This is a genomic window from Variovorax sp. RO1 (assembly GCF_002849325.1).
Lineage (GTDB): Bacteria > Pseudomonadota > Gammaproteobacteria > Burkholderiales > Burkholderiaceae_C > Variovorax.
The window spans coordinates 417,311-438,982 of the sequence record NZ_PKMT01000004.1 but is presented as its reverse complement, the minus strand read 5'-3'; the positions used below and the strand labels follow the sequence as shown (position 1 = coordinate 438,982).

The following is a 21,672-nucleotide window of genomic DNA, read 5'->3' as shown; positions in this document are numbered from 1 at the left end:
AATCTCGCCCCTGCAAGCGCCGGGGTCAATCGGCCTTGATGCCCGCGGCCTTCACGATGCGGCCGTTGCTCTCGAACTCGCTGGCGATTTCCTTGGCGAAGGCGGACGGCGTGCCCGTGGCGGGCACGTTGTCGGTGGCCGTGAGCTTGGCGCGCAGTTCGGGGCTGGCGAGCGCCTTGTTGATCTCGGCGTTGTACTTGGCCACCAGCGCCGCCGGCGTGCCCGCGGGCGCGAACACACCGAACAGCGAATGGATGTTGGCCGCGCTGTAGCCCAGCTCGGCCAGCGTGGGCACCTGCGGCAGGCTCTCAAGCCGCGCGGGCGCGCCGGCCGCCAGCGGACGCAGCTTGCCCGACTGGATGTGCGCCGACAGCGTCGGGCTGGCGTTGGTCGACAGAATTTCGAACTGCCCGCTCAGCGCGTCGTTGAGCTGCTGGCCGCCGCCCTTGTACGGCACGTGCGTGATGTCCACGCCGGCCGTTGCGCGCACCTGCTCGAGCACGATGTGGCCGAGCGAGGCCGGCCCCGACGTGGCCCAGCGCACCGCGCCGGGCTGCGTCTTGGCTTCGGCAATCAGCGCACGGAAATCTTTCGCCTTGCTCGCGGGCGTGGCCACCAGCAGCACGGGCGAATACATCACGCTGGCCACCGGCACGATGTCCTTCAGCGGGTCGAACGGCAGCTTGCCCAGGTGCGGGCTCAGCACCAGCGGGCTGATGGCCGAGAAGCCCAGCGTCGCGCCATCGGGCGCGGCCTTGGCCACGGCGTCCATGCCGATGGCGCCGCTCGCGCCTGCGCGGTTGTCGACGATCACCGTGGTGCCCAGTTGCGTGGCGAGCCGGTCGCCGAGCGCGCGGGCGACCACGTCGCTCACGCCGCCCGCCGGGTAGGCCACGATGAGCCGCACGGTGCGCGGCACGGCCTGCGCATGCGCGCCGCTGGCCGCGCACAGCGCCGCGGCGGCGAGCAGCCGGGTCGTGGTGCGGCGCGAGTGCTTGGAGGCGGCGAGGAAGTTCATGGTGTCAGTGAGAAACATGCGTCGAAAGGAAAGGAGATCGGTCAGTCCAGCTGCAGCTTGCGCTCGCGGATCAGCTTGGACCATTTCTCATTGTCCGCCTTGACGAAAGCCGCAAACGCCGCCGGGCCGAGCGGATGCACCTCGGCGCCGGCCGTCGCGAACTTGGCCTTGATCTCGGGCGTCGCCAGTGCTTTGGCGAGTTCACCCGACAGGCGATCGACCACCTCCTTCGGCATGTTGGCGGGGCCGACCAGCCCCTGGAAACCGACCGCCTCCATGCCCGCGAGGCCTAGTTCCTTCACGGTCGGCACGTCGGGCAGTTGCGGGTCGCGCACCGGGCCGGTCACGGCCAGCGCCTTGAGCTTGCCGCCCTTCACCTGCGGCAGCAGCACGCTGCCCGCGTCGATGAGGATCTGCGTCTGCCCGCCGAGCAGGTCTTGCACCGCAGGCGCGCTGCCCTTGTACGGCACGTGCGTCATGTCCAGGCCCGTCACCTGGTTCATGAGCTCGCCGTTCAGGTGCGTCGAGGTGCCGTTGCCGCCCGAGGCGAAGTTGACCTTGCCGGGCTGGCCCTTGGCCCACGCCACGAACTCCTTGAGGTTCTTCGCCGGATGGTCGGGCCGCGTCACCGCGATGTAGCTGCCCTGGCTGATCTGACCGATGTAGGTGAACTGCTTGATCGGGTCGTACGGCGGCTTGCTCTGCAGGTACGGCGCGATGGCGAAGGGGCCGGTGTTGGCCAGCAGCAGTGTGTAGCCATCGGCCGGCTGGCGCGTGAGTTCGGTCGCCGCGATCATGCCGCTCGCGCCGGGCTTGTAGTCGACCACCAGCTGCTGCTTGAGCGCCTCTTGCAGCGGCACCTGCACCGTGCGCGCGGCGAAGTCGATGCCGCCGCCGGGCGGGTAGCCGACGATCAGGCGGATGGGCTTGGCGGTGGGATAGCCCTGGGCGATGGCCAGGCCGGCGGTCGTGGCCAGTGCGAGGCCGGTGCAGAGTCTGCGAAGGTTCATGGATGTCTCTCGATGTCTCTTGAATAAGAGCATCCATTTTGAAACATCGCCGGACCTCCGGCTCGCACCTGCTCAGGCTTCCTGCGCCTCCACGTCGTTGCCGATGAAGTTGCGCCCGCGCGCCCCGCCCTGCGCGTGGCGCAGCATCTCGCGCGCCTCGTCCTCGCCCACGCCGTAGTCGGCGAAGCGCGTCTTCACGCCCAGCGATTCGATGAAGGCCGCGAGCAGCGCCGGCGCGTCGGCCAGCGGCATGCGCAGCGCCTGCGCCAGCACCGCGTCGCGGTCGGGCCGACGGCCAATGGCGCGCGCCAGCACCATCGGCAGCGGGAACGAACAGGCGATGCCGTGCGGCAGGCCGTAGCGCAGCGTCATCTCGTACGAGATGGAATGCGCGAGCGCGGTCTTGGTGTTGGAAAACGCCATGCCGGCCTTCAGCGCTGCCAGCGCCATGCGCCCGCGCAGCGCCACGTCGTCGAGCCGGGCCATGAGCTGCGGCAGCACCTCCAGCGTGTCCTGCACGGCCGCCACGGCGAAGGTGTCGGACATCGGATTGGCGTTGACGTTCCAGATCGCCTCGAGCGCGTGCGACAGCGCATCGAGCCCACTCTGCAGCGTGACCGCCGCGGGAAGCGACAGCATCAGCTCGGGGTCGACGATGGCATGGCTCGGCCAGGTCTGCGGCAGGTGCAGCGAGTATTTCTTCTGCCGCTCGCGGTCCCAGATGGTGGCCCAGGGCGTGACCTCGCTGCCGGTGCCCGCGGTGGTGGGCACGGCGATGAGCGTCTTGTGGCGCGTGGCCACGAAGGGCCGCTCGCCCGTAAGCCCCGCCACCAGGTCGGCAAAGCGCCCGTGGTCGTCGGCCACCATCAGCGCCTTCGCGGTGTCGATGGCGCTGCCGCCGCCGACCGCGACGATCACCTCGACGTCGGCATGCGTGCGCCAGAACCATTCGTAGGTTTCGGCCAGTTCCGCCACGTCGGGGTTGGGCCGCGTCTGGTCGAGCGTGCAGGCCAGCGCGTCGCCGAGCACCGCCTCCAGCCGGTCGAGCAGCCCGAGCGCGCGCGCCTCGGGAAAGGTCACCAGCGCGGCGCGCCGGCCTTCGAGCAGCTTTGGCAGGGACAGCAGGGCCCCTGCCCCGTACACGCTGTGCACAGGGTTGTGGTAGTTGGCGCTCATGGAGAGGTTTCTTCAGGAGGCGGCCAAAGCCGCGGGGACAGGCGCTTGGAACGAGGCTGAGAAAGAGCGACTCATCGGTGCGCGCCCTGCTGGATCCAGCCACGCAGCCGGGTCGAGAGGTAGTCGGCCGTCATGACCATCACGACGATCACCAGGATGCAGGTGGCCGTGTCCTGGTACTGGAACAGCTTCATGCTGCCCACCAGCTCGAAGCCGATGCCGCCCGCGCCCACCATGCCCAGCACGGTGGCCTGGCGCAGATTGGTCTCGAAGCGGTAGACGATCACGCCGATCCATGCGGTGATCACCTGCGGAATGACGCCGAAGATGATGGTCTGGATCGGTCCGGCGCCGGTGGCGCGCAGCGCCTCGAGCGGACCCTGGTCGATCTCCTCGATCGACTCGGCGAAGAACTTGCCGAGCATGCCCGCGCCATGCAGTGCCAGTGCCAGCACGCCGGGGAACGGACCGAGGCCAACGGCCGCCACGAAGATCAGCGCGAGGATGATCTCGTTGATGCCGCGCGTGATGTTCAGCACCTGCCGCATCGCATGGAACACGGCGACGTTCGGCGAGATGTTGCGCGCCGCGAAGAAGCACAGCGGCACCGCCAGAATCACCGCGAGCAGCGTGCCCCACAGCGCGATCTGCACGGTCTCGATGGCGGGGCCCACGAGCTTCTGCATGAACTCCCAGTTGGGCGGCAGCATGCGCCCGAGGAAGTCGGCGATCCACGGCATGCCCTTGGCCAGTTCGCCGAAGCTCACCTGGCTGCCGATGGCCGCCCACCAGAGCACGCCGATGCCGGCAAGCACGGCCACGGCGTATTTCCACCAGCCGGGGTTGCCGCCGCTCTTGGCGATCAGCACGTTGAAGCGTCCGATGGCGATCATGATTGCTCCATGGCGAGTTGCGGGGCGGTGCGCGCCGGCGCCGCATGAAGGGCCGCGGCGGGCACGGCCGGCGTTGCAGGCTCTGCGCCTGCAGGGGCGACTTCAGCGCCCTCGTCCACGCCACCCGGATAGATGAGGTGCAGCACCTCGTCGGTCAGCTCGTCGGGCCGGCCTTCGAACACGATGCGCCCGGCCGCCACGCCGATCACGCGCTGCGCGAACTCGCGCGCGTAGTCGACCTGGTGCAGGTTGCAGATCACCGTGATGCCGTCCTGCCGGCTGGCCTGCTTCAGGTAGTTGAGCACCTTGCGCGAGGTCTTCGGGTCGAGGCTGGCCACGGGTTCGTCGGCCAGGATCACCTTGGGCTTCTGCGCCAGTGCGCGGGCAATGCCCACGCGCTGCTTCTGTCCGCCCGAGAGCGTGTCGGTGCGAAGGTCGGCCTTGTGGTCGAGCTCGACGCGGCGCAGGCATTCGCGGGCGATGGCGATGTCCTTCGCGGGGAACACCTGGAACCACGACAGCAGCGCAGGCATGGAACCCAGCCGCCCTGTCAGCACGTTCTTGAGCACCGACAGACGCGGCACCACGTTGTAGTGCTGGAAGATCATCGCGACGTCGCGGCGCACCTTGCGCAGCCCGGCACGGTCGCCGCGTGAGCGCTCTCCGTCCACGTGGATCTCGCCTTCGCTCGGCTCGGCCAGGTGGTTGATGCAACGCAGCAAGGTCGACTTGCCCGCACCCGACGCGCCGAGGATGACGACGAACTCACCCTTGGCCACCGTGAGGTCGACACGGTGAAGCGCGGTGAAGTCGCCGTAGCGCTTGCACAGCCCGCGGATTTCGATCATTTCATCTTCCTCAGGTCGAGGTTCAGCACCTTGGCCGTGTCGCGGATGATGTTGTAGGCCGCGTCGTTGGTCGGGTGGAAACCGTTGAGCAGGCCCTGGTCGGACCAGGGGATGTCTTTGACCTGCAGGAAGGCGGCCTGCACGCGCGCCTTCAGGTCGGCGGGCAGGTCCTTGCGCCACACGGTGGGCGACTCGGGAATCGGCTCCGACTTCCAGACCTCGACCAGGTCTTCGCGCTTGACCAGGCCCTTGGACACTGCAGCGTCGAGGATGCGGTCGGCAATGGCCGCGGCGTCCACCTTCTTGTTCTGCACCGCGATCGCGCTCGAGTCGTGCGAGCCCGAAAAGATCACGCGGCCGAAATCCTTGTCGGGGTTGAAGCCCACCTTGATCAGGCCGGCCTTCGGGAACAGGTGGCCCGAGGTGGAGCTGGGGTCGACGAAGGCGAAGGTCCTGCCCTTGAGGTCGGCCACCGTCTTGATGCCGGTGTCCTTGTGGGTCACGATCTGGCTGTGATAGTAGGAGCGCCCGGCCTTCTTGGTCTCGGCCACTGCAAAGGCCTCGATGTCGGCCACCGTGGTGCCCAGCACATAAGAGAACGGTCCGAGGTAGGCCACGTCGAGCCGCTTGGAACGCAGCGCCTCGATCACCCCGTTGTAGTCGGCCGCCACGAAGGGCTTGACCGCGAAGCCGAGGGCCTTGGACAGCATGTCCATCATGGCCTGGCTGTTGGCAATCATGGCGCGCGAGTCCTCGGAAGGAATCAGCCCGACAGTGAGAACCTGCTGTGCCCGTGCCATCGGCACGAAGGCGGACGCTGTCACGGCGGCAGTGCCGAGCAGCAACTTTCTACGCTTCATCATGGTTGTCTCCAGTGGTCTGCGTTGCATGGAATCCTCAGGTCGTTTCGAAGGGCAAAAGTACCCGTCTCGAGTCTTCCAGTCGTGCGTGTCATGGTCATGACAGCGCGAGGATTCGGGACGTCCGGCGTGTTTCTGTCGAGGCCTGGTCCGTCTTGAGCGCGAGTACATCACTGGTACTCATATCTATCAAATTCAAATTTTTTCGATGATCTATATACTGAACCTATAGATCAGAAAGGCTCCCGCGATGCGCCTCACCCAGTTGCGTTCCTTCTATGCCGTGGCCCGCGAAGGCAGCTTCACGCGGGCTGCCGAACACCTGCATGTGAGCCAGCCCACCATCACCACGCAGGTGCGCTTTCTCGAAGAGGCCTACCAGGTCGAGCTGTTCCACCGGCGCGGCCGGCGCGTGCAGCTCACCGAAATCGGCGAACAGCTCATGCAGCTCGCGCAGCAGATCTTCAGCCTCGAAGGCGATGCGGTGGCGCTGCTCGGCGACGCCGGCACGCTGCGCACCGGCCACCTGCGCGTGGCGGCCGTGGGCCCGTACCACGTGACCAAGATGCTGGTCGACTTCAGCCTGCGCTACCCCGACGTGAAGGTCACGGTGAGCACCGGCAATTCACAGGACGTGCTCGACCGCCTGCTCGACTACAGCGCCGACGTGGGTGTGCTCGCGCAGCTGGTGCGCGACGACCGCTTTCTGTCGGTGCCCTTCAGCCAGCACCCTGTCGTGATGTTCGTGCCCTCCACGCACCGCTTCGCGAAGCGGCGCAACATCCGGCTCGCGGAACTGCAGGGCGAGCGGCTCATCCTGCGCGAGCAAGGATCGACCACGCGCAAGGCGCTCGAACTGGCGCTCACGAAAGCCAAGGTCGAGGTCGACGTGGTGATGGAGATCAGCAGCCGCGAAGTGATCCGCGAAGCCGTGGCCCAAGGCCTGGGCATCGCGGCCGTGTCGGGCGTGGAGTTTGTGCCGGGGCCCAACCTGCACATGGTCGGCTTCAGCGACACCGAGATCTTTACCTACGCCCACGTGCTGTGCCTGGCCGAGCGGCGCGAGATGCGCATGGTCAGCGCCTTCTACGACACGCTGGTGCCGGCCATCGAGGCGCGCAAGCGCAAGAGCTGAACGAACGACCGCTGCGTCAGCCGCGCGGATGGTGCTGCGCGTGCAGCTGCTTCAGGCGCTCGCGCGCCACGTGCGTGTAGATGGTGGTGGTCGAGATGTCGGCATGGCCCAGCAGCAGCTGCACCGCGCGCAGGTCGACGCCGTGGTTCAGCAGGTGCGTGGCGAACGCATGGCGCAGCGTGTGCGGCGACAGCGGCACGTGGATGCCGGCTGCAGCGGCCTGCTTCTTCACGATGACCCAGAACATCACGCGCGTCATGCCCGCGCCGCGTGCGGTCACGAACAGGTCGGGCGTCTGCTGGCCGTCGAGGATCACGGGGCGCGATTCCTCCAGGTAGCGCTCGATCCAGCGCCGGGCCTCGCCGCCGAAGGGCACGAGGCGTTCCTTGTTGCCCTTGCCGAGCACGCGCAACACACCGTCGTTGAGGCTCATGTCGATGGCCTTCAGTGCCACCAGCTCGCTCACGCGCAGGCCGCTTGCGTACATCAGCTCCAGCATGGCGCGGTCGCGCAGGCCGAGCGGGCTCTCGACATCGGGCGCGGCCAACAGGTCGTCGACCTGCTTCTCGGACAGCGTCTTGATGGCGCGCGGCATCTGGCGTGCGGGCATGAGCCGGATGCTCGGGTCGGCCGTGATGCGGCGCTCGCGCAGCGCCCAGCGGTAGTAGCGCTTGAACACCGTGAGGCGGCGGTTCGCCGAGGTCGCCTTGCCCTTGGTGGACAGGCGCACGCCCATGTAGGCCTGCAGGTCGGTCTCGCGGGCGGCATCGAGCTCCATGCCGCCCCGCTGTTCGCGCAGCCACTGCGCGAACAGCGCGAGGTCGCGGCGGTACGCGGCCAGCGTGTTCTTCGACAGCCCGTCCTCGAGCCAGAGGGCGTCGATGAAGGTGTCGATGTCGGCGGTGGGGGGAGCGGCGGCGGCCTCGGTCATGCGGTGCAAGATAACAAAAGAAAAAGCCGCCCGGAACGCGGGCGGCTTTCAGGGGAAGCGAAGGGGCTCAGTCGAGCTTGAGGTTCTGCTTCTTCACGACCTGCTTGTACACGTCGAACTCGGCCTTGATCTGCGCGGCGAACTGGTCGGGCGTGTTGGCCACGATCAGCGAGCCGGTGTCTTCGATGCGCTTCTTCACGGCCGGATCTTCCACCGCCTTCTTCACGCCCGCGTTGATCTTGTCGACCACTTCCTTCGGCAGGCCCTTGGGGCCGAGGATGCCGTAGTAAGCCATGCGGTTCACCGGCTCCAGGCCGACTTCCTTGAAGGTCGGCACGTTCGGCAGGCCGGCCACGCGCGTCGGCGCCGACACCACGATCGGCACCAGGCGGCCGCTCTGGATGAAGGGCATCGCCGAAGGCAGGTTGTCGAAAATGATCGGCACCTGGCCGGCCACCACGTCGTTCAGCGCCGGGCCCGCGCCGCGGTACGGGATGTGCGTGACGAAGGTGGTGGTCAGGCTCTTGTACAACTCCATCAGCAGGTGGCCGATGCCGCCCGTGCCCGACGAGGCGTACGAATACTTGCCCGGGTTCTTCTTCAGCTCGGCCACGAACTCGGCGTAGTTCTTGGCCGGGAAGCTCGGGTTCACGGCGATCACGTTCGGCGTGGCCGCGATGTTGATGATCGGCGTGAAGTCGGTGATCGGGTCGTACGGCGTCTTCGGGTTGATGGCCGGGTTGGCCGCCGTGCTCGACACCGTGGCCACGCCCAGCTTGTAGCCGTCGGCCGGCGCGCGCGCGGTTTCGGCCGCGCCCACGATGCCGCCGCCACCGGCGCGGTTGATCACCACCACGGGCTGGCCCAGCACCTTGCCCAGCGGGTCGGCGATCACGCGCGCCACGATGTCCGTCGTGCCGCCGGGTGCGAACGGCACGCTCAGTTCGACCGGCTTGGTGGGATAGCCCTGCGCGAAACTCTGACCTGCCACTGCGACCAGCGCGGCGGCGCCCGCAAGCGCGCTCCATTGACGACGTTGCATCGATAACTCCTTGACTAGACGGGACCGGCCGGGGCCGGAAAAAAGCGAAGCCCGGATGCTAGCGGGTCGGGGCTTTCCTTCATGCTGTGGAATACCCACAGTTGTGGCGGTTTATGCTCGAAGCGGTGAACTACGCGCAGCTGCTCTTCCCCGACTTCTCCCTCATCGCCATCGGCTGGCTCCTGTGCCGCTACACCGCGCTCGACCGCCGCGTGTGGGACCAGGTCGAGAGCCTGGTGTATTACTTTCTATTTCCCGTCCTGCTGTTCCATTCGATCGTGCGCAGCCCGCTCGACTTTGGTGCCACCTCGAGCCTGCTGACCGCGGGCGTGGGTGTCGGGCTGGCCGGCATCGCGATGGCCTACGCCCTGCCCTTCGTGCCAGGCCTGCGCTCGCACATCGACCGGCACGACCACGCCGCCAGCGCGCAGATCGCGTTCCGCTTCAACTCCTTCATCTGCCTGGCGCTGGCCGAGCGGCTGGCCGGGCCCGAGGGCCTGCTGCTGATTGCCGTGCTGATCGGCGTGTGCGTGCCGATGTTCAACATCGCCGCCGTGTGGCCGATGACGCGCCACGCGCAGACCGGCTTCGTGCGCCAGCTGGTGCGCAACCCGCTGATCGTGGCCACGCTGGCGGGCCTGATCGCCAACGTGCTGGGCCTCACGGTGCCGACCTGGCTGACGCCGACGCTCACGCGGATCGGTGCAGCCTCGCTGGCGTTGGGGCTGCTTGCTGCGGGTGCGGGCATGCAGTTCGCGACGCTGGGGCGAGGCAAGACGCTGGCGGTGTCAGTGCTGGCGATACGGCATTTCCTCTTGCCGCTGGTTGCCTGGGGGTTGTCGCTGGCTTTGAAGCTGGATGCGACACAGGCTTCGGTGCTGATGGCTTTTTCTGCGGTGCCGACCGCCTCGAGTGCCTATGTGCTGGCGGCGCGCATGGGCTACAACGGGCCGTATGTCGCGGGGTTGGTCACGCTGTCGACCATCCTGGGCGTGGCAAGCCTGCCGTTCGCGCTGGCGCTGCCACGCTGACCCACCGGCGGCTACGCGTTCGGCCGCCAGTTGCCGTGGAAGCCGAACGGCACGCGGTGCGGCAGCCGGGCTGTCGAGACCGGCGCGGCGCGCAGGTCGCGGGCGTCGAGCACGATCAGGTCGCTGCGTCGCGTTTGCGCGCGCCAGACCACGGCCAGGAGCCAGCCGTCGCCTTCGTCGGCGTGCGGTGCGCGCGGCACGAACACCGGCTCCGACACGACATCGCCCGGCGGCAGCGTATGGAGCTGGCGCTCGCCCGTCTCCAGATCGAAGTGCGCAAGGCTGTCGAAAAGCACGCTCTCGGCATCGCCCCGGGCGCGGGCGGTCGCATGGCAGGCATAGAAGCCGTACCGGGTGCGGCTGCCCGCGAAGCGCTCGTCGATGCGCGGGAACTCGCCGACCAGATCGTCGAGGTACTCGCGCTGGAAATCATTGCCGCTGCCGGCCAGGTCGAAGGTCCAGCGGCACAGGCGCGCGGCCATCGCGTGCGGATCGCCGGGTCGGCCCTGCGCATCGGGCAAGCCGGGCGCGGTGTCCGACTGCATCACGAGCGCGACGACGGTGTCGCCCTCGTCCCATGCGTTCATGACGTGGAACATGTGGCAGGCCTCGGTCTCGAACCAGCGCAGCGTGTCGACCGCGGCACCACGTCGCATCACGCCGACGTGCGTGCGCTTGTCGCCATCCCAGGCCAGCAATGGCAGGCCGCGCATCGCGCGCTCCACGCTGGTGGTCAAAGGCATGACCGGAAAGAGCACATGCCCGCGCGTCAGCATGAAGTCGTGCGCCATGCTGGCGTACGGCGCGTCGAAGGCCTGCAGCGCGGTCACTTCGCACTGGCTGTCCATCACGCCGTAGAGCATGCCGGGCGTGCCGGGGCCGTCGGGTGAGTAGGCGAAGAAATGCAGCTCGCCGCTGTGCGGGTCGTGCTTCGGATGCGCGGTGCAGCGCGTCGTCAGGCGGTCGCCGAAGCTCTGGTGCCCTTTCGACGCCAGCGTGAAGGCGTCGAGCTCGAAGGGCTGGTGCGATTCCTCGAGCGCGAACAGCCGGCCACCGTGCCAGAGCATGCTGGTGTTGGCCGTGCCGCTGTTGCGCCCGATCACCGCCGGGTCGCTGGTCGCGGGATTGCCGAAGGAGCCGAACAGCGCGTGCCCGGCCTCGTGCTCCAGCTGCCACTTGGGCGTGCGCGCCCAGCGGTTGCGGTACGACACCTGCCCGCCATCGATGTGAAACGCATGCACCATGCCGTCGCCCGAAAACCGGTGGTAGTTGTCGTCGCGCGGCGCATGCTGCGGGCTCGGCCCCACGCGGTAGAGCGTGCCCGAGAGTTCCGGCGGGATCGCACCGTCGATGGCGAGGGCCGCGATGTCGTGCTCCTCGGTGAGCGGGGCGTAGTTGCCGGTGAAGAAATGGGCGTGGGCCCGGGGCATGGCGGTCACTGGGAGTTCCTGGTCGTTCAAAGGGAATGGGGTTCGGCGAGCTGCGCGATGGCGCGTCCGATGTAGGCCGCCAGCGGCGCGTCGATGCCCGAGCCGGCGCGCAGCGCGGGGTCGTTGCGGAAGGCCTCCTGCAGCTTCGCGTTCAGTGCCGCATCGCCGCCGGCCTTGGCCAGGGACAGCGCCTGCCAGCGGGCGGCCAGCAAGCGCACCGGCGCGCTGTCAGGCGTCGCGCCCTGCCGCATCTGCTGTCGCACATCGGCGATCAGCGGGGGCCAGGCGTCGGTCTGCGCAACGTAGTGTTGCGCGAGCAAGGCCATCTCGGCGGCGTCGCAATGCGCGCCGTACCGCTGCAGCCGCGCGTATGCCATCGCATGCGAGATGAACTGCATGCCGGCGCGGTCGACACCGGTCAGCGAGTGCAGCGCGGGCTCGTTCCAGTGCATGGCGTAGAGCTGCATGAGCAAGGCTTCATCGCCGCCGGCTTCTTCGAGCAGCAGCGCGATCCAGCGCTGCGCGAGGGCCTGCGCCTGCGCGCTTTCCGGCGAGGCGCCCGCGGCAACCAGGGCATGGAGCGTCGCGGTCAGCTCGGCGCGCTCGGGTGCCACCGCATCGGCGAAACCGTCGCGGCCCGCCTGGAGCCGGCCGAGTTCGTCGTCGCTGAAATACTTCGCGCCCGCGACCGTGCGCTCGAGCGCCACGAGCCAGTCGTCGATGGCGGGTTCGGTGCGGGCCTGCAACTGGGCTTGCAGCGTCAGCAGGTGCGTGCGCAATGCCGTGGCCTGCGCGATCTCGCGTTCGAGCTGCGACAGCTGCTGCGCCACAACCTCCGACAGCCCGTCGGCCGCACGGTCGAGCAGGCCCTGGATCTCGGCCAGCGACAGGTCGAGCCGGCGCAGCGCCTGGATGCGGTACAGCCGCGCGACGTCGGTGCGGTCGTACAGACGGTAGCCACCGTCCGAGCGCTGCGACGGCACCAGCAGGCCGATGTCGTCGTAGTGCCGCAGCGCGCGCACGGTCAGCCCGGTGCGCCGGGCCAGTTCACCAATCCTCAGGTACATGCCTTCCCTCTCAAGTTGAAGGCATCGTAGAGCGTGCCGTTACGAGAGGGTCAAGGTAGTTTTGTGAAAAAGAGGTGCGCCGTTTGACGCCGGCGCGGGCGTCAGCTGCGCTGCAGCAACGCGGGCACCGCCGACGCCAGCATCGCGATACCCGACAAGGTCAACAGACTCAACACGATCTTGCGAAACGCCGCTTCACTGATCCCGATATACAGCCGAGCCCCCAACAACACCGGCACCGCGACAGCCGCCGCGACCAGTGCCAGAAGAGGCACCACCGAACGTCCGATGCTCCCGCTCGCCACATGCACCGCGAAGGCCACGGCCAGCATCGAGAGGTTGAAGTTCTGGATCACAGCGCGTTGCGTGTCGCGCTGGAAACCGCGCAGCGTGCACCACAACGTGGGCACCACGCCCGAGAAGCCGCCGATGCCCGCCATCACGCCGCCGATGACGCCCGCGACGCCGTCTGCCGCGCGGCCACCGAAGGTGATCTTCGGCAGGTGCTGCGACATCAGCATGGCCGGGCACCACAGCACCAGCAGCGTGCCCAGGCACACCTTGAACAGCACGATGTCCAGATGCGGCAGCAGCCACACACCGAAGGGCACGCCGACCAGGCCACCGAGCACGAAAGGCCAGAGGATGCGCTTGTCGAAAGTCCGCCGCACCGTGAGCGCCGCAATCACCTGCCCCGTGAGCGCCCCGAACAGCGCGAGCACGGCGGCCAGTTGCGGCTCCAGCGTCCAGGCCCACACGGACATCGCGACCATGCCGAAAGCGAAGCCCGACAGGCCCTGCACGAACCCCGCCAGCACAGCGCCGACGATCACATAGACATACAAGGCTTGCATGCGGCCGATGATAGGGGCCGCTGCCTCGCCCTCTGGCGGTTTACGCCGATGCGGGAACCAGCGCCGTGCGACGCACGCGCCGCACATTGAAGGCGCTGGCGATCAGCACGCCCTGCACCAGCGCCAGTCCGACGATCACGCTCGTGTACTGGCCGGCGTCCATCAGGCGGCCGAACACCAGCGGCGCCACGGCCTGGCCGATGTCCAGGCCCGCGTACACCACGCCGTAGACGCGCCCGGTCGCATTGGGCGGCGTCGACTTCTTCACCAGCAGGTCGCGCGACGGCCCGGCGATGCCCGAGACGAAACCCATCGCGCCGAACAGCACCGGCACCATCACGGGCGGGAACTGCGCAAAGGCCAGCACCAACGCCAGCGCCGCCGCCACGCCGAAGCCCGCGCCCACGATGCGCTCGCAACGCGACGGGTCGGAGGCCAGGAAGCCGCCCACCACCATGCCGGCCGCGCTCGCCACCATGTAGACCGTGAGGCACACCGCCACCAGCGCCACTGGCACCGCGTGCAGGTGGCCCGCGGCCACGGGCGCGAAGGTCTGCACCACGCTGATCACGGCGGCGTAGAAAAAGAAGAAACCGAAGCACATCCACACGGCCGGGATGCGCAGGAAGTCGAACTCGCCGCCGACCGGCGTGGGCTCGCCGTGCCCCGTGGCCTTGTGCACGGCCGCCGCGTCGAGCGCCAGCACGCTGCGGTAGATCCACAGGATCAGCAGCACCACGATGGCCACCACGCCGGCCGAGGCCAGCGCCACGCGCCACGAGAAGGCGATGGCGATCGGCACCACGAAGGCAGGCGCCAGCGCCCAGCCCAGGCTGCCGGTGATGCCGTGCACGCTGTAGGCATGGCCCAGCCGCGTGGGCGCGACCTTACGGTTGAACAGCGTGTAGTCGACCGGGTGGAACACGCCGTTGCCGATGCCGCCGACCACGGCACAGGCCAGCAGCATCCAGTAGCTCTGCGCCATGGCGTACCCGAAGGCCGCGAGCCCCAGCGCACCCAGCCCGACGAACAGCACCGGGCGCGGGCCCAGCTTGTCGACGATGAAGCCCGAGGCCGCCTGCACGATGCACGAGACCACGAAGAACACGGTGAGCACCGCGCCCAGCTCGGTGTAGCTCACGTTGAACGCGTCCTTCAGCCACGGGAACAGCGGCGCCAGGATCAGCTGGCTGAAGTGGCTGACCGCATGCGCCAGGCCGACCAGCCCGATCAGTTGGGCGTCGGTGCGCAAAGTGGTGGCGGGAGCGGCTGTCGAGGAAGTGGAAGACATGGATTGCTACAAAAAACCGGTGCGGGCACCGATGCTATGCGGCGGCGACGCGGCAGAATGGCGATACAGCGACAACATTTGTCGAAACTATGCCAAGCGCCGTTCCCCCCACCGCTCCGACCGCCCTGCCCGCTTCCGAGCCAGCCGCTCCCACCAAGCCGCGCGGAACGCCCACCGCGCCGACCACCAGCGTGGGCCCGCTCACGCCGCACCTGTACGCCCCCGACGCGGTGCGCCCGCTGCGCGCCAAGGAACACTTTTTAAGCGCCGACACGCTGGTCGAACTGCACGAGCACCCGTGGCCGCAGCTCACGTTCTCGACGCGCGGCGTGATCCGCCTGAGCACGCAAGACGGCAGCTACATCGTGCCGCCCTCGCGCGCGCTCTGGGTGCCGGCGAACATGCAGCACAGCATCACGCTGATCGAAGACGCCGAGCTGCGCACCGTCTACCTGCACGCCTGGATCGCGCCCACCTGGGAGAAGTGCGAGGTGCTCGAGATCAGCCCGCTGCTGCGCGCCCTGATGCTTGCGCTCGACACCACGCCCGACGGCCTGCCGCCGGCCGACCCGCATGCGCCGCAGCGCGAACGCATGATCGCGCCGCTGCTGGTCGACGAGGTCGAGCGCGCCACGCAGATCCGCATCGACGTGCCGCTGCCCTCCGACAAGCGCCTGCGCCAGCTGTGCGAAACGCTGCTGCGCAACCCGGCCGACCGCGCCACGCTGGCCGAGCGCGCCGCCGCCATCGGCGCCAGCGAGCGCACGGTGGCGCGGCTGTTTCGCGACCAGCTCGGCATGAGCTGGCAGCAATGGCGCCAGCAGGCCGTGATGGCGCACGCGCTGCCGCTGCTGGCACGCGGCATGGCCGTGAGCCAGGTGGCGTCGGCCAGCGGCTACGCCACCGACAGCGCCTTCTGCGCCATGTTCAAGGCGGCCACCGGGCGCTCGCCCACATCGTTCCAGCACCGCAAGCGGCCGGCCACCCTTTGATACCGCAGGGCATGGAGCGGGCACGCCATGGTGCTCTGGCAAGATCGGCGACCGACACCGACACCATGCACTCACCGATCCCCCTGCACATCGCGGCCGAGGCCAGGCCTGCAACGTGGACCGCCGACATCTGGCTGCGCATCCGCCGCCATTTCCTGCTGAAGGCGGTCGGCACCACGGCCTTCACGTGGCTGTTCTTCATCGGCTACTTCCACCTGCTGCGCAACCCGGCCTTTCCGGTCACGGTGATGCCGCTGACGGCACTGGACCACCTGATTCCGTTCCAGCCCTACACGCTCGGCGCCTACCTGTCGCTGTGGGTGTACGTGGGCATCGCGCCGGGGCTGCAGCTCACGTTCCGCGAGCTGGTGGTCTATGGGCTGTGGATCGTCGCGCTGTGCCTGAGCGGCCTGGGCATCTTCTATGTCTGGCCGACGCAGATCCCGCCGCTGAGCATCGACGTCTCGGGCTATCCCGGCTTCGCGATGCTGCAGGGCGTGGACGCGGCGGGCAACGCCTGCCCGTCGATGCACGTGGCGGTCGCCATCTTCACCGCCGTGCGAATGGCCGACGTGCTGCGCGCGGCGCGCACGCCGTGGCTGTTGCATGCGATCAACTGGGCCTGGTTTGCCGCCATTGCCTACTCCACGCTGGCGGTCAAGCAGCACGTGGTGCTCGACGCGGTGGCCGGTGCGCTACTCGGGCTGGCCTTCGCGCTGCCCTCGCTGCGCTGGCGTCCCGGCAAACGCTGATCCGAGGTCGACCAGAGGATTTCCCTAAGGTCGAAGCGGATATCATCAATCACCATTGATCATTCAACACAGGCCGAACGAGGAAGGGATCGACCCGTGGCCCGCCATCCGCAAGGACCCGGCAGCCCATCGATCAACGGCGGCACAAGACGACAGGCATCGCAGATGAGTTCGCTGAAGGAATTGCAGGACCTGATCCACGAGAAGTACGGCATCGAACCGTCCAAGCTCGACCCCCACGCCTCGATGCGTGAAACCGGCGGACTCGATTCGCTGGCACTGGCCGAATTCCTGTTCGCCATCGAAGACCATTTCGGCATCACCATGCCCGACGAAGACGCGACCATCGACACCCTGGCCGAGCTCGCGCAGCTGGTCGACAAGGTCCGGGCCGCCAAACCAGCGTGAGCACACACGAAGTCGCCGTCACCGGACTGGGCGTCATGGCGCCCCACGGCGCCGAGCCCGACGCGCTGTTCAACGCCCTGCTGCAGGGCCGCTCGGCCCTCGCGCCGGTTTTCCCCGAACTCCCCAAACCCGCCGCCGCCGCCACGGTCGCCTTCGACGAGACGCGCTGGTTCACCAAGCTGCAGCTCGCGGGGGTCGACCGCGTGAGCCAGCTCGCCGTGGCCGCCGCCGACCTCGCCTTGCGCGACGCCGGCCTGGCGATGAGCGATGACGGCGTCGATGCCGAGCGCGTGGGCGTCTACGCCGGTTGCGGCATGGGCGGCGCCGCCGCGCTCGAGGCCGCCTACCGCGGCAACGGGCGCGTCTCGCCGCTCACCATTCCTGCCTTCATGCCCAATGCGCCGGCGGCCCACGTGGCGATGCGCAACGGCGTGCTGGGCCCGGTGCTCACCTATTCGGTCGCCTGCGCCTCGTCGTCGGTGGCCATCGCCGAGGCCGCCAAGGCGGTGCAGCGCGGCGAGGTCGACATCGCCATCGCGGGCGGCAGCGAAGCGCTGATCGTCCCGGGCGTGGTGCTGGCCTGGCAGGCCATGCAGACGCTGGCTGGGTTCCAGCCCGGCGAAGCGGCCGGCGCGGTGCGCCCCTTTGCCACGGATCGCAGTGGCTTTGCGCTGGGCGAAGGTTCGGCTTTCCTGATTCTTGAATCGGCCGAGCGCGCCCGCGCGCGCGGCGCCCGCCGCTACGCCACGTTGGCCGGCTGGGGCCTGAGCAGCGACGCCACACACCTCACCAAGCCCGACGCGCCCGGCCAGGCCCGCGCCCTGCGCGCCGCGCTGCGCCAGGCCGGCCTGCAGCCGCGCGACGTGGGCTACTGCAATGCGCACGGCACGGCCACGCGCATCGGCGACGTGGTCGAACGCAACGCGCTGGCCGAGGTCTGGGGCGGCGACTTCGACGCCCTGCGCGTCAGCTCGACCAAGGCGCTGCACGGCCACATGCTGGGCGCGGCCGGGGCCATCGAGGCGCTCATCACGGTGCTGGCGCTGCACCGGCGCGAGCTGCCGCCCAACGCGAACTGCAGCGCCATCGACCCCGACTGCCAGATGAACCTCGTCGCCCTCGGCGACAGCGCCGCGCCCACGCTCGACGCCGCCATCAGCAACTCCTTCGCCTTCGGCGGCACGAACTCGGTGCTGCTGTTCCGCAAGGGCTGAGTGTTTTTTCGGGCCGTGCGCACCCCGTGCCGCTGTGCCCCGCGCGATAGAGACATTCCGGGCGCTCCGGTATGCTGGTGGGCGCTTCTCCCCCCATGTCCGTCCCAGGAGGCCACCATGCACGTTCGCTCCACATTCGTCGCCCTCGCCCTGCTCGCCGCAGGCGCCTCGGTGCAGGCCAACAACCTGCTCGACCAGCTGAAAGAACAGGCCGGCGCGGCAGTCAACTCGCAAGGCAGCAGTAGCAGCACCGGCAACAGCAGCGGAGGCGGCTCGGCACTCAGCGGCCTCAGCCTCGGTGGCTTCAAGATGCCAGCCGTCGGCTCCAGCACCATCGGCAGCGCGGCCGGCGTGCTCGAGTACTGCGTCAAGAACAACTACCTCGGCGGCGATGCAGCGTCCGTCAAGGACAAGCTGCTGGCCAAGATCACGGGCCAGAAGAAACAGGAAAACGACTTTGCGAGCGGCGCCAAGGGCCTGCTCAAGGGCGGCGACGGCAAGTCGCTCAACCTCAAGGGGCTGTCGTCGAAGGTCAAGGAAAAGGCCTGCGACTACGTCCTCAAAAACGCGACCTCCCTGATCTAGGCTCTTTCTCTCTCTCCCGCTCTCCGCGCGCGGCGTGCCCGCCGTGCGCGCGCCCCGCTTCATGAATCCGGCTTCCCCTTCCTCCTCCCCCGCACCCTCTCTTCGCCAGCGCCTCGCGCGCTGGGTTCCCTGCCTCGCCTGGCCTCGTCCGTCCGCCGCGCTGCTGCGCAACGAGGCCATGGCCGGCATCACCGTCGCGCTGATGGTGCTGCCGCAGGGTGTGGCCTACGCAGCGCTGGCGGGCATGCCGCTGGTCACTGGCGTGTACGCGGCGCTGTTCCCGGCGCTCATCGCCGTGATGTTCAGCTCGTCGCAGCGGCTGTCGGTGGGGCCGACCGCGCTCACCAGCCTGCTGGTCGGCGCGTCGCTCGCGCCGCTGGCGGTGGCGGGCAGCGACGAATGGGTGGCGATGGCGGTGTGGCTCACGCTGATGTCGGGCGCGATCCAGATCGTGCTCGGCGCGGGGCGCTTCGGCTGGCTGCTGCGGCTGGTCAATTCGCCGGTGCTGATCGGCTTCACGCAGGGCGCGGCGGTGCTGATTGCGATCTCGCAGCTGCCCGCGCTGCTGGGCTTCACGGGCCGCACCATTCCGCAGGTGCTGCAAGGCGGGCCGCTGCCCGACCTCACGGCCATCGCCTTCGGCCTGGGCAGCATCGCCGTGCTGTGGCTGGGCAAGCGCTGGGTGCCGCGCTTCCCGACCACGATGGCGCTGGTGGCCGGCGCCGCGGCCATCAGCTGGACCATCAACTACGCGCTGCGCGGCGGCGCCGTGGTGGGCGCCCTGCCCTCGGGCCTGCCCTCGTTCTACTGGCCCGGCCTACTGCCGGCGCACACCTTCAGCGCGCTGGTGCTGCCCGCGCTGATGATCACGCTGGTGAGCTTTCTTGAAACCGCCTCGAGCGCCAAGGTCGACAACGGCCGGGCCGGCACGCTGTGGAACGAAAACCAGGACCTCATCGGCCAGGGCCTGGCCAAGCTGGCCTCAGGCTTCTCGGGCGCGTTCCCCACCAGCTCGTCGTTCTCGCGCTCGGCCATCACGCTCTACGCAGGCGCGCAGACCGGCTGGGCGACGCTGTTCAGCGTGGCCGTGGTGGCCGGTGCGCTGCTGTGGCTCATGCCGCTGCTGTACCACGTGCCGCAGGCGGTGCTGGCGGCGGTGGTGGTCACGGCCATCCTCGGACTGGTGAAGCCGTCGAGCTTCACTGCGCTGTGGCGCATCTCGAAGCTGGAGGCAGGCATCGCCTTCGGCACCTTCGTGCTCACCATCGCCACCGCGCCGAGCATCTACTGGGGCGTGCTGGGCGGCCTGCTCGCCAGCCTGGCGCACTACATGTACCGCCACCTGCACCCGCGCATCATCGAAGTGGGCCTGCACCCCGACGGCAGCCTGCGCGACCGCCACCTCTGGAAGCTGCCGCCGCTCGCGCCGCAGCTCTATGCCGTGCGCATGGACGCCGAACTCGACTTCGCCTCCGCCTCCACGCTGGAGCGCGCGCTCACGGTCGCGCTGGCCGAGCGCCCCGACCTGACCGACGTGTGCCTGTTTGCGCAGCCGATCAACCGCATCGACATCACCGGCGCCGAAGTGTTCGGCTCGATCCGCCGGATGATGGAATCCAAGGGCGTGCGCCTGCACCTGAGCGGCATGAAGCTGCCCGCGATGCAGGTGCTGGAACGCGCCGGCCTGCTCGCGCCGGGGCCGATGCTCTTCAGCTACCGCACCGACGCCGAGGCGCTGGCCGCGCTGATGCCGCGCATCGAGATGCCTGAAGAGGCCGAAGCCGCGGCCTGACCGCGCGCCTCTCTTCCCGGACACGGGCGCCATGAAAACCACCATCGAAGAACTGGTCGCCTTCCGCGCCGTGGTGGACACCGGCTCGATCACCGCCGCAGCCGACCAGCTCGGCCAGACCGTGTCGGGCATCAGCCGCGCGCTGAGCCGGCTCGAACAGAAGCTCGGCACCACGCTGATGCGCCGCACCACGCGGCGGCTCGAACTCACCGAAGAAGGCGCCGCCTTTTTGCAGCGCACGCGGGCCATCCTCGACGCGATCGACGACGCCGAAGAACACATGGCCGCGCGCCGCCAGCAGCCGGCCGGCCGCCTGCGCGTGAACGCGGCCTCGCCTTTCATGCTGCACGCCATCGTGCCGCTGGTGCCGGAGTTCCGCCGGCTCTACCCGCAGATCAGCCTCGAACTCGACACCGACGACCTGCCCATCGACCTGCTGGAGCGGCGCACCGACGTAGCGATACGCATCGGCCCGCTGCGCGATTCCACGCTGCATGCGCGCCCGCTCGGCACGCACCGGCTGCGCGTGCTCGCAAGCCCCGCGTACCTGGAGGCCCACGGCAAGCCGCGCAAGGTGGACGAGCTGGCCGGCCACGCGCTGCTGGGCTTCACGCAGCCCGAGTCGCTGAACCGCTGGCCGCTGCGCGGCGTGCACGGCGACGAATGGACCATCACGCCCACCGTCGTCGCATCGAGCGGCGAGACGCTGCGCCAGCTCGCGCTGGCCGGCGTGGGCATCGTCTGCCTGTCGGACTTCATGACCGCCACCGACCGCGCCAGCGGCGCGCTGGTGCATGTGCTGCCGAAGGACACGGTCGACGTGCGCCAGCCCGTCAACGCCGTGTACTACCGCAACACGCAGCTGTCGGCGCGGATCACCTCGTTCCTCGATTTCCTGTCGCAACGCATGGCCTGACCGGCTGGGTTCAGCCCGGCGGCATCCGCTCGAACTTCGGCAGTGCCGGGTCGAGAAAGTCCCAGGCGTGCCCGCGCACCGCGTACGTGACCGCCTGCGGCCGGTAGCGCCCCGGGTCGTCCAGGCTCGCGGCATGCACGGTGAAGACGCCGGGCATCGCCGCGAAGGTCATGTACACGGGCGAGCCGCAGGTCGGGCAGAAGGCGCGCGTCTTGACGTTGCCGCTGTCGCCCTTGAGGCTCCACAGCGTGGCCGCGCCGGTCTGCTTCACCTCGGCGCCCGCGAAGCTGAGATACGAGCCATGGCCCGTGCCGCTCTTGCGTTGGCAGTCCAGGCACTGGCAGTCGTTCTGGAACACGGGTTCCCCTGAAATCTCGTAGCGAATGGCGCCGCACGCGCAACCGCCGGTGTAGGCCGGGTTCATGGT

The 21,672-nt window shown here is 68.8% G+C and carries 22 protein-coding genes; 9 read left to right on the top strand and 13 right to left on the bottom strand.

Annotation, left to right across the window (positions count from 1 at the left end; translation table 11 throughout):
• Window positions 1–25: 25 nt before the first annotated feature.
• The 6 genes from CY658_RS22450 to phnD all read right to left on the bottom strand — a co-directional run bounded on the left by CY658_RS22450 (window position 26) and on the right by phnD (window position 5,805).
• Window positions 26–1,018, bottom strand: a complete 993-nt coding sequence (locus CY658_RS22450; protein ID WP_101492414.1) for a Bug family tripartite tricarboxylate transporter substrate binding protein — start codon at window positions 1,016–1,018, stop codon at window positions 26–28.
• Window positions 1,019–1,059: 41 nt separating this feature from the next.
• Entirely contained in the window at window positions 1,060–2,028 is a 969-nt protein-coding gene (locus CY658_RS22445) for a Bug family tripartite tricarboxylate transporter substrate binding protein (protein WP_101492280.1), read from the bottom strand.
• Between the two features lie 72 nt (window positions 2,029–2,100).
• Entirely contained in the window at window positions 2,101–3,204 is a 1,104-nt protein-coding gene (gene psrA / locus CY658_RS22440) for an iron-containing alcohol dehydrogenase PsrA (protein WP_101492279.1), read from the bottom strand.
• A 71-nt stretch (window positions 3,205–3,275) separates the two neighbouring features.
• Complete coding sequence (phnE, locus tag CY658_RS22435; protein WP_101492278.1) at window positions 3,276–4,097, bottom strand: phosphonate ABC transporter, permease protein PhnE; 822 nt, start codon at window positions 4,095–4,097, stop codon at window positions 3,276–3,278.
• Window positions 4,094–4,945 (bottom strand): phosphonate ABC transporter ATP-binding protein, encoded by an 852-nt coding sequence (gene phnC, locus CY658_RS22430; RefSeq protein ID WP_101492277.1) that lies wholly within the window; start codon window positions 4,943–4,945, stop codon window positions 4,094–4,096. The genes phnE and phnC overlap by 4 nt, the downstream gene beginning before the upstream one ends.
• A complete protein-coding gene (phnD, locus tag CY658_RS22425; protein ID WP_101492413.1) occupies window positions 4,942–5,805 on the bottom strand; it encodes a phosphonate ABC transporter substrate-binding protein in 864 nt (287 codons plus the stop codon). Before phnD ends, phnC begins: the two co-directional genes overlap by 4 nt.
• Window positions 5,806–6,055: 250 nt before the next feature.
• Here phnD and CY658_RS22420 point away from each other — a divergent pair, with 250 nt between their 5' ends.
• Window positions 6,056–6,940 carry a LysR substrate-binding domain-containing protein gene (locus CY658_RS22420; RefSeq protein WP_101492276.1) on the top strand — a complete coding sequence of 295 codons (885 nt, stop codon included), beginning with the start codon at window positions 6,056–6,058 and terminating at the stop codon, window positions 6,938–6,940.
• Window positions 6,941–6,956: 16 nt separating this feature from the next.
• Here the strand turns inward: CY658_RS22420 and xerD are convergent, their stop codons facing one another.
• Both xerD and CY658_RS22410 read right to left on the bottom strand, forming a co-directional pair.
• On the bottom strand, window positions 6,957–7,871 hold the full coding sequence (gene xerD / locus CY658_RS22415; protein ID WP_101492275.1) for a site-specific tyrosine recombinase XerD: 915 nt from the start codon (window positions 7,869–7,871) through the stop codon (window positions 6,957–6,959).
• 67 nt (window positions 7,872–7,938) lie between these two features.
• Window positions 7,939–8,913, bottom strand: a complete 975-nt coding sequence (locus tag CY658_RS22410; RefSeq protein ID WP_101492274.1) for a tripartite tricarboxylate transporter substrate binding protein BugE — start codon at window positions 8,911–8,913, stop codon at window positions 7,939–7,941.
• A gap of 113 nt (window positions 8,914–9,026) precedes the next feature.
• Here CY658_RS22410 and CY658_RS22405 point away from each other — a divergent pair, with 113 nt between their 5' ends.
• Entirely contained in the window at window positions 9,027–9,944 is a 918-nt protein-coding gene (locus CY658_RS22405; RefSeq protein WP_101492273.1) for an AEC family transporter, read from the top strand.
• Between the two features lie 11 nt (window positions 9,945–9,955).
• Here the strand turns inward: CY658_RS22405 and CY658_RS22400 are convergent, their stop codons facing one another.
• The 4 genes from CY658_RS22400 to CY658_RS22385 all read right to left on the bottom strand — a co-directional run bounded on the left by CY658_RS22400 (window position 9,956) and on the right by CY658_RS22385 (window position 14,586).
• On the bottom strand, window positions 9,956–11,374 hold the full coding sequence (locus CY658_RS22400) for a carotenoid oxygenase family protein (protein WP_219589608.1): 1,419 nt from the start codon (window positions 11,372–11,374) through the stop codon (window positions 9,956–9,958).
• A 26-nt stretch (window positions 11,375–11,400) separates the two neighbouring features.
• On the bottom strand, window positions 11,401–12,441 hold the full coding sequence (locus CY658_RS22395) for a MerR family transcriptional regulator (protein ID WP_101492271.1): 1,041 nt from the start codon (window positions 12,439–12,441) through the stop codon (window positions 11,401–11,403).
• A 101-nt stretch (window positions 12,442–12,542) separates the two neighbouring features.
• Window positions 12,543–13,295, bottom strand: a complete 753-nt coding sequence (locus CY658_RS22390; protein ID WP_101492270.1) for a sulfite exporter TauE/SafE family protein — start codon at window positions 13,293–13,295, stop codon at window positions 12,543–12,545.
• A 40-nt stretch (window positions 13,296–13,335) separates the two neighbouring features.
• Window positions 13,336–14,586, bottom strand: coding sequence for an MFS transporter (locus tag CY658_RS22385; RefSeq protein WP_101492269.1), 1,251 nt, complete (start codon window positions 14,584–14,586; stop codon window positions 13,336–13,338).
• An 89-nt stretch (window positions 14,587–14,675) separates the two neighbouring features.
• Between CY658_RS22385 and CY658_RS22380 the strand changes: the two genes are divergently transcribed.
• The 7 genes from CY658_RS22380 (at window position 14,676) to CY658_RS22350 (ending at window position 21,245) form a co-directional block, all read left to right on the top strand.
• Entirely contained in the window at window positions 14,676–15,578 is a 903-nt protein-coding gene (locus tag CY658_RS22380) for an AraC family transcriptional regulator (protein WP_257884962.1), read from the top strand.
• 65 nt (window positions 15,579–15,643) lie between these two features.
• Window positions 15,644–16,330, top strand: coding sequence for a phosphatase PAP2 family protein (locus CY658_RS22375; RefSeq protein WP_101492268.1), 687 nt, complete (start codon window positions 15,644–15,646; stop codon window positions 16,328–16,330).
• A gap of 165 nt (window positions 16,331–16,495) precedes the next feature.
• Window positions 16,496–16,738: an acyl carrier protein gene (locus CY658_RS22370; protein WP_099796257.1), complete on the top strand. Its 243-nt coding sequence runs from the start codon at window positions 16,496–16,498 to the stop codon at window positions 16,736–16,738.
• Complete coding sequence (locus CY658_RS22365; RefSeq protein WP_101492267.1) at window positions 16,735–17,952, top strand: beta-ketoacyl-[acyl-carrier-protein] synthase family protein; 1,218 nt, start codon at window positions 16,735–16,737, stop codon at window positions 17,950–17,952. The genes CY658_RS22370 and CY658_RS22365 overlap by 4 nt, the downstream gene beginning before the upstream one ends.
• A gap of 117 nt (window positions 17,953–18,069) precedes the next feature.
• Window positions 18,070–18,537, top strand: a complete 468-nt coding sequence (locus CY658_RS22360) for a DUF2501 domain-containing protein (protein WP_101492266.1) — start codon at window positions 18,070–18,072, stop codon at window positions 18,535–18,537.
• A 61-nt stretch (window positions 18,538–18,598) separates the two neighbouring features.
• Window positions 18,599–20,329, top strand: a complete 1,731-nt coding sequence (locus CY658_RS22355) for a SulP family inorganic anion transporter (RefSeq protein WP_101492411.1) — start codon at window positions 18,599–18,601, stop codon at window positions 20,327–20,329.
• 31 nt (window positions 20,330–20,360) lie between these two features.
• A complete protein-coding gene (locus CY658_RS22350; protein WP_101492265.1) occupies window positions 20,361–21,245 on the top strand; it encodes a LysR family transcriptional regulator in 885 nt (294 codons plus the stop codon).
• 10 nt (window positions 21,246–21,255) lie between these two features.
• Here the strand turns inward: CY658_RS22350 and CY658_RS22345 are convergent, their stop codons facing one another.
• Entirely contained in the window at window positions 21,256–21,669 is a 414-nt protein-coding gene (locus CY658_RS22345) for a GFA family protein (protein WP_101492264.1), read from the bottom strand.
• Between the last annotated feature and the right edge of the window lie 3 nt (window positions 21,670–21,672).

Bases quoted from the DNA above. Each gene is read 5' to 3' on its own strand.
- phnE (WP_101492278.1), bottom strand. From the start codon at position 4,097: ATGATCGCCATCGGACGCTTCAACGTGCTGATCGCCAAGAGCGGCGGC.
- CY658_RS22405 (WP_101492273.1), top strand. From the start codon at position 9,027: ATGCTCGAAGCGGTGAACTACGCGCAGCTGCTCTTCCCCGACTTCTCC.
- CY658_RS22385 (WP_101492269.1), bottom strand. From the start codon at position 14,586: ATGTCTTCCACTTCCTCGACAGCCGCTCCCGCCACCACTTTGCGCACC.
- psrA (WP_101492279.1), bottom strand. From the start codon at position 3,204: ATGAGCGCCAACTACCACAACCCTGTGCACAGCGTGTACGGGGCAGGG.
- xerD (WP_101492275.1), bottom strand. From the start codon at position 7,871: ATGACCGAGGCCGCCGCCGCTCCCCCCACCGCCGACATCGACACCTTC.
- CY658_RS22350 (WP_101492265.1), top strand. From the start codon at position 20,361: ATGAAAACCACCATCGAAGAACTGGTCGCCTTCCGCGCCGTGGTGGAC.
- CY658_RS22360 (WP_101492266.1), top strand. From the start codon at position 18,070: ATGCACGTTCGCTCCACATTCGTCGCCCTCGCCCTGCTCGCCGCAGGC.
- phnD (WP_101492413.1), bottom strand. From the start codon at position 5,805: ATGAAGCGTAGAAAGTTGCTGCTCGGCACTGCCGCCGTGACAGCGTCC.
- phnC (WP_101492277.1), bottom strand. From the start codon at position 4,945: ATGATCGAAATCCGCGGGCTGTGCAAGCGCTACGGCGACTTCACCGCG.
- CY658_RS22345 (WP_101492264.1), bottom strand. From the start codon at position 21,669: ATGAACCCGGCCTACACCGGCGGTTGCGCGTGCGGCGCCATTCGCTAC.
- CY658_RS22410 (WP_101492274.1), bottom strand. From the start codon at position 8,913: ATGCAACGTCGTCAATGGAGCGCGCTTGCGGGCGCCGCCGCGCTGGTC.
- CY658_RS22390 (WP_101492270.1), bottom strand. From the start codon at position 13,295: ATGCAAGCCTTGTATGTCTATGTGATCGTCGGCGCTGTGCTGGCGGGG.
- CY658_RS22400 (WP_219589608.1), bottom strand. From the start codon at position 11,374: ATGCCCCGGGCCCACGCCCATTTCTTCACCGGCAACTACGCCCCGCTC.
- CY658_RS22375 (WP_101492268.1), top strand. From the start codon at position 15,644: ATGCACTCACCGATCCCCCTGCACATCGCGGCCGAGGCCAGGCCTGCA.
- CY658_RS22380 (WP_257884962.1), top strand. From the start codon at position 14,676: ATGCCAAGCGCCGTTCCCCCCACCGCTCCGACCGCCCTGCCCGCTTCC.
- CY658_RS22445 (WP_101492280.1), bottom strand. From the start codon at position 2,028: ATGAACCTTCGCAGACTCTGCACCGGCCTCGCACTGGCCACGACCGCC.
- CY658_RS22355 (WP_101492411.1), top strand. From the start codon at position 18,599: ATGAATCCGGCTTCCCCTTCCTCCTCCCCCGCACCCTCTCTTCGCCAG.
- CY658_RS22370 (WP_099796257.1), top strand. From the start codon at position 16,496: ATGAGTTCGCTGAAGGAATTGCAGGACCTGATCCACGAGAAGTACGGC.
- CY658_RS22450 (WP_101492414.1), bottom strand. From the start codon at position 1,018: ATGAACTTCCTCGCCGCCTCCAAGCACTCGCGCCGCACCACGACCCGG.
- CY658_RS22420 (WP_101492276.1), top strand. From the start codon at position 6,056: ATGCGCCTCACCCAGTTGCGTTCCTTCTATGCCGTGGCCCGCGAAGGC.
- CY658_RS22395 (WP_101492271.1), bottom strand. From the start codon at position 12,441: ATGTACCTGAGGATTGGTGAACTGGCCCGGCGCACCGGGCTGACCGTG.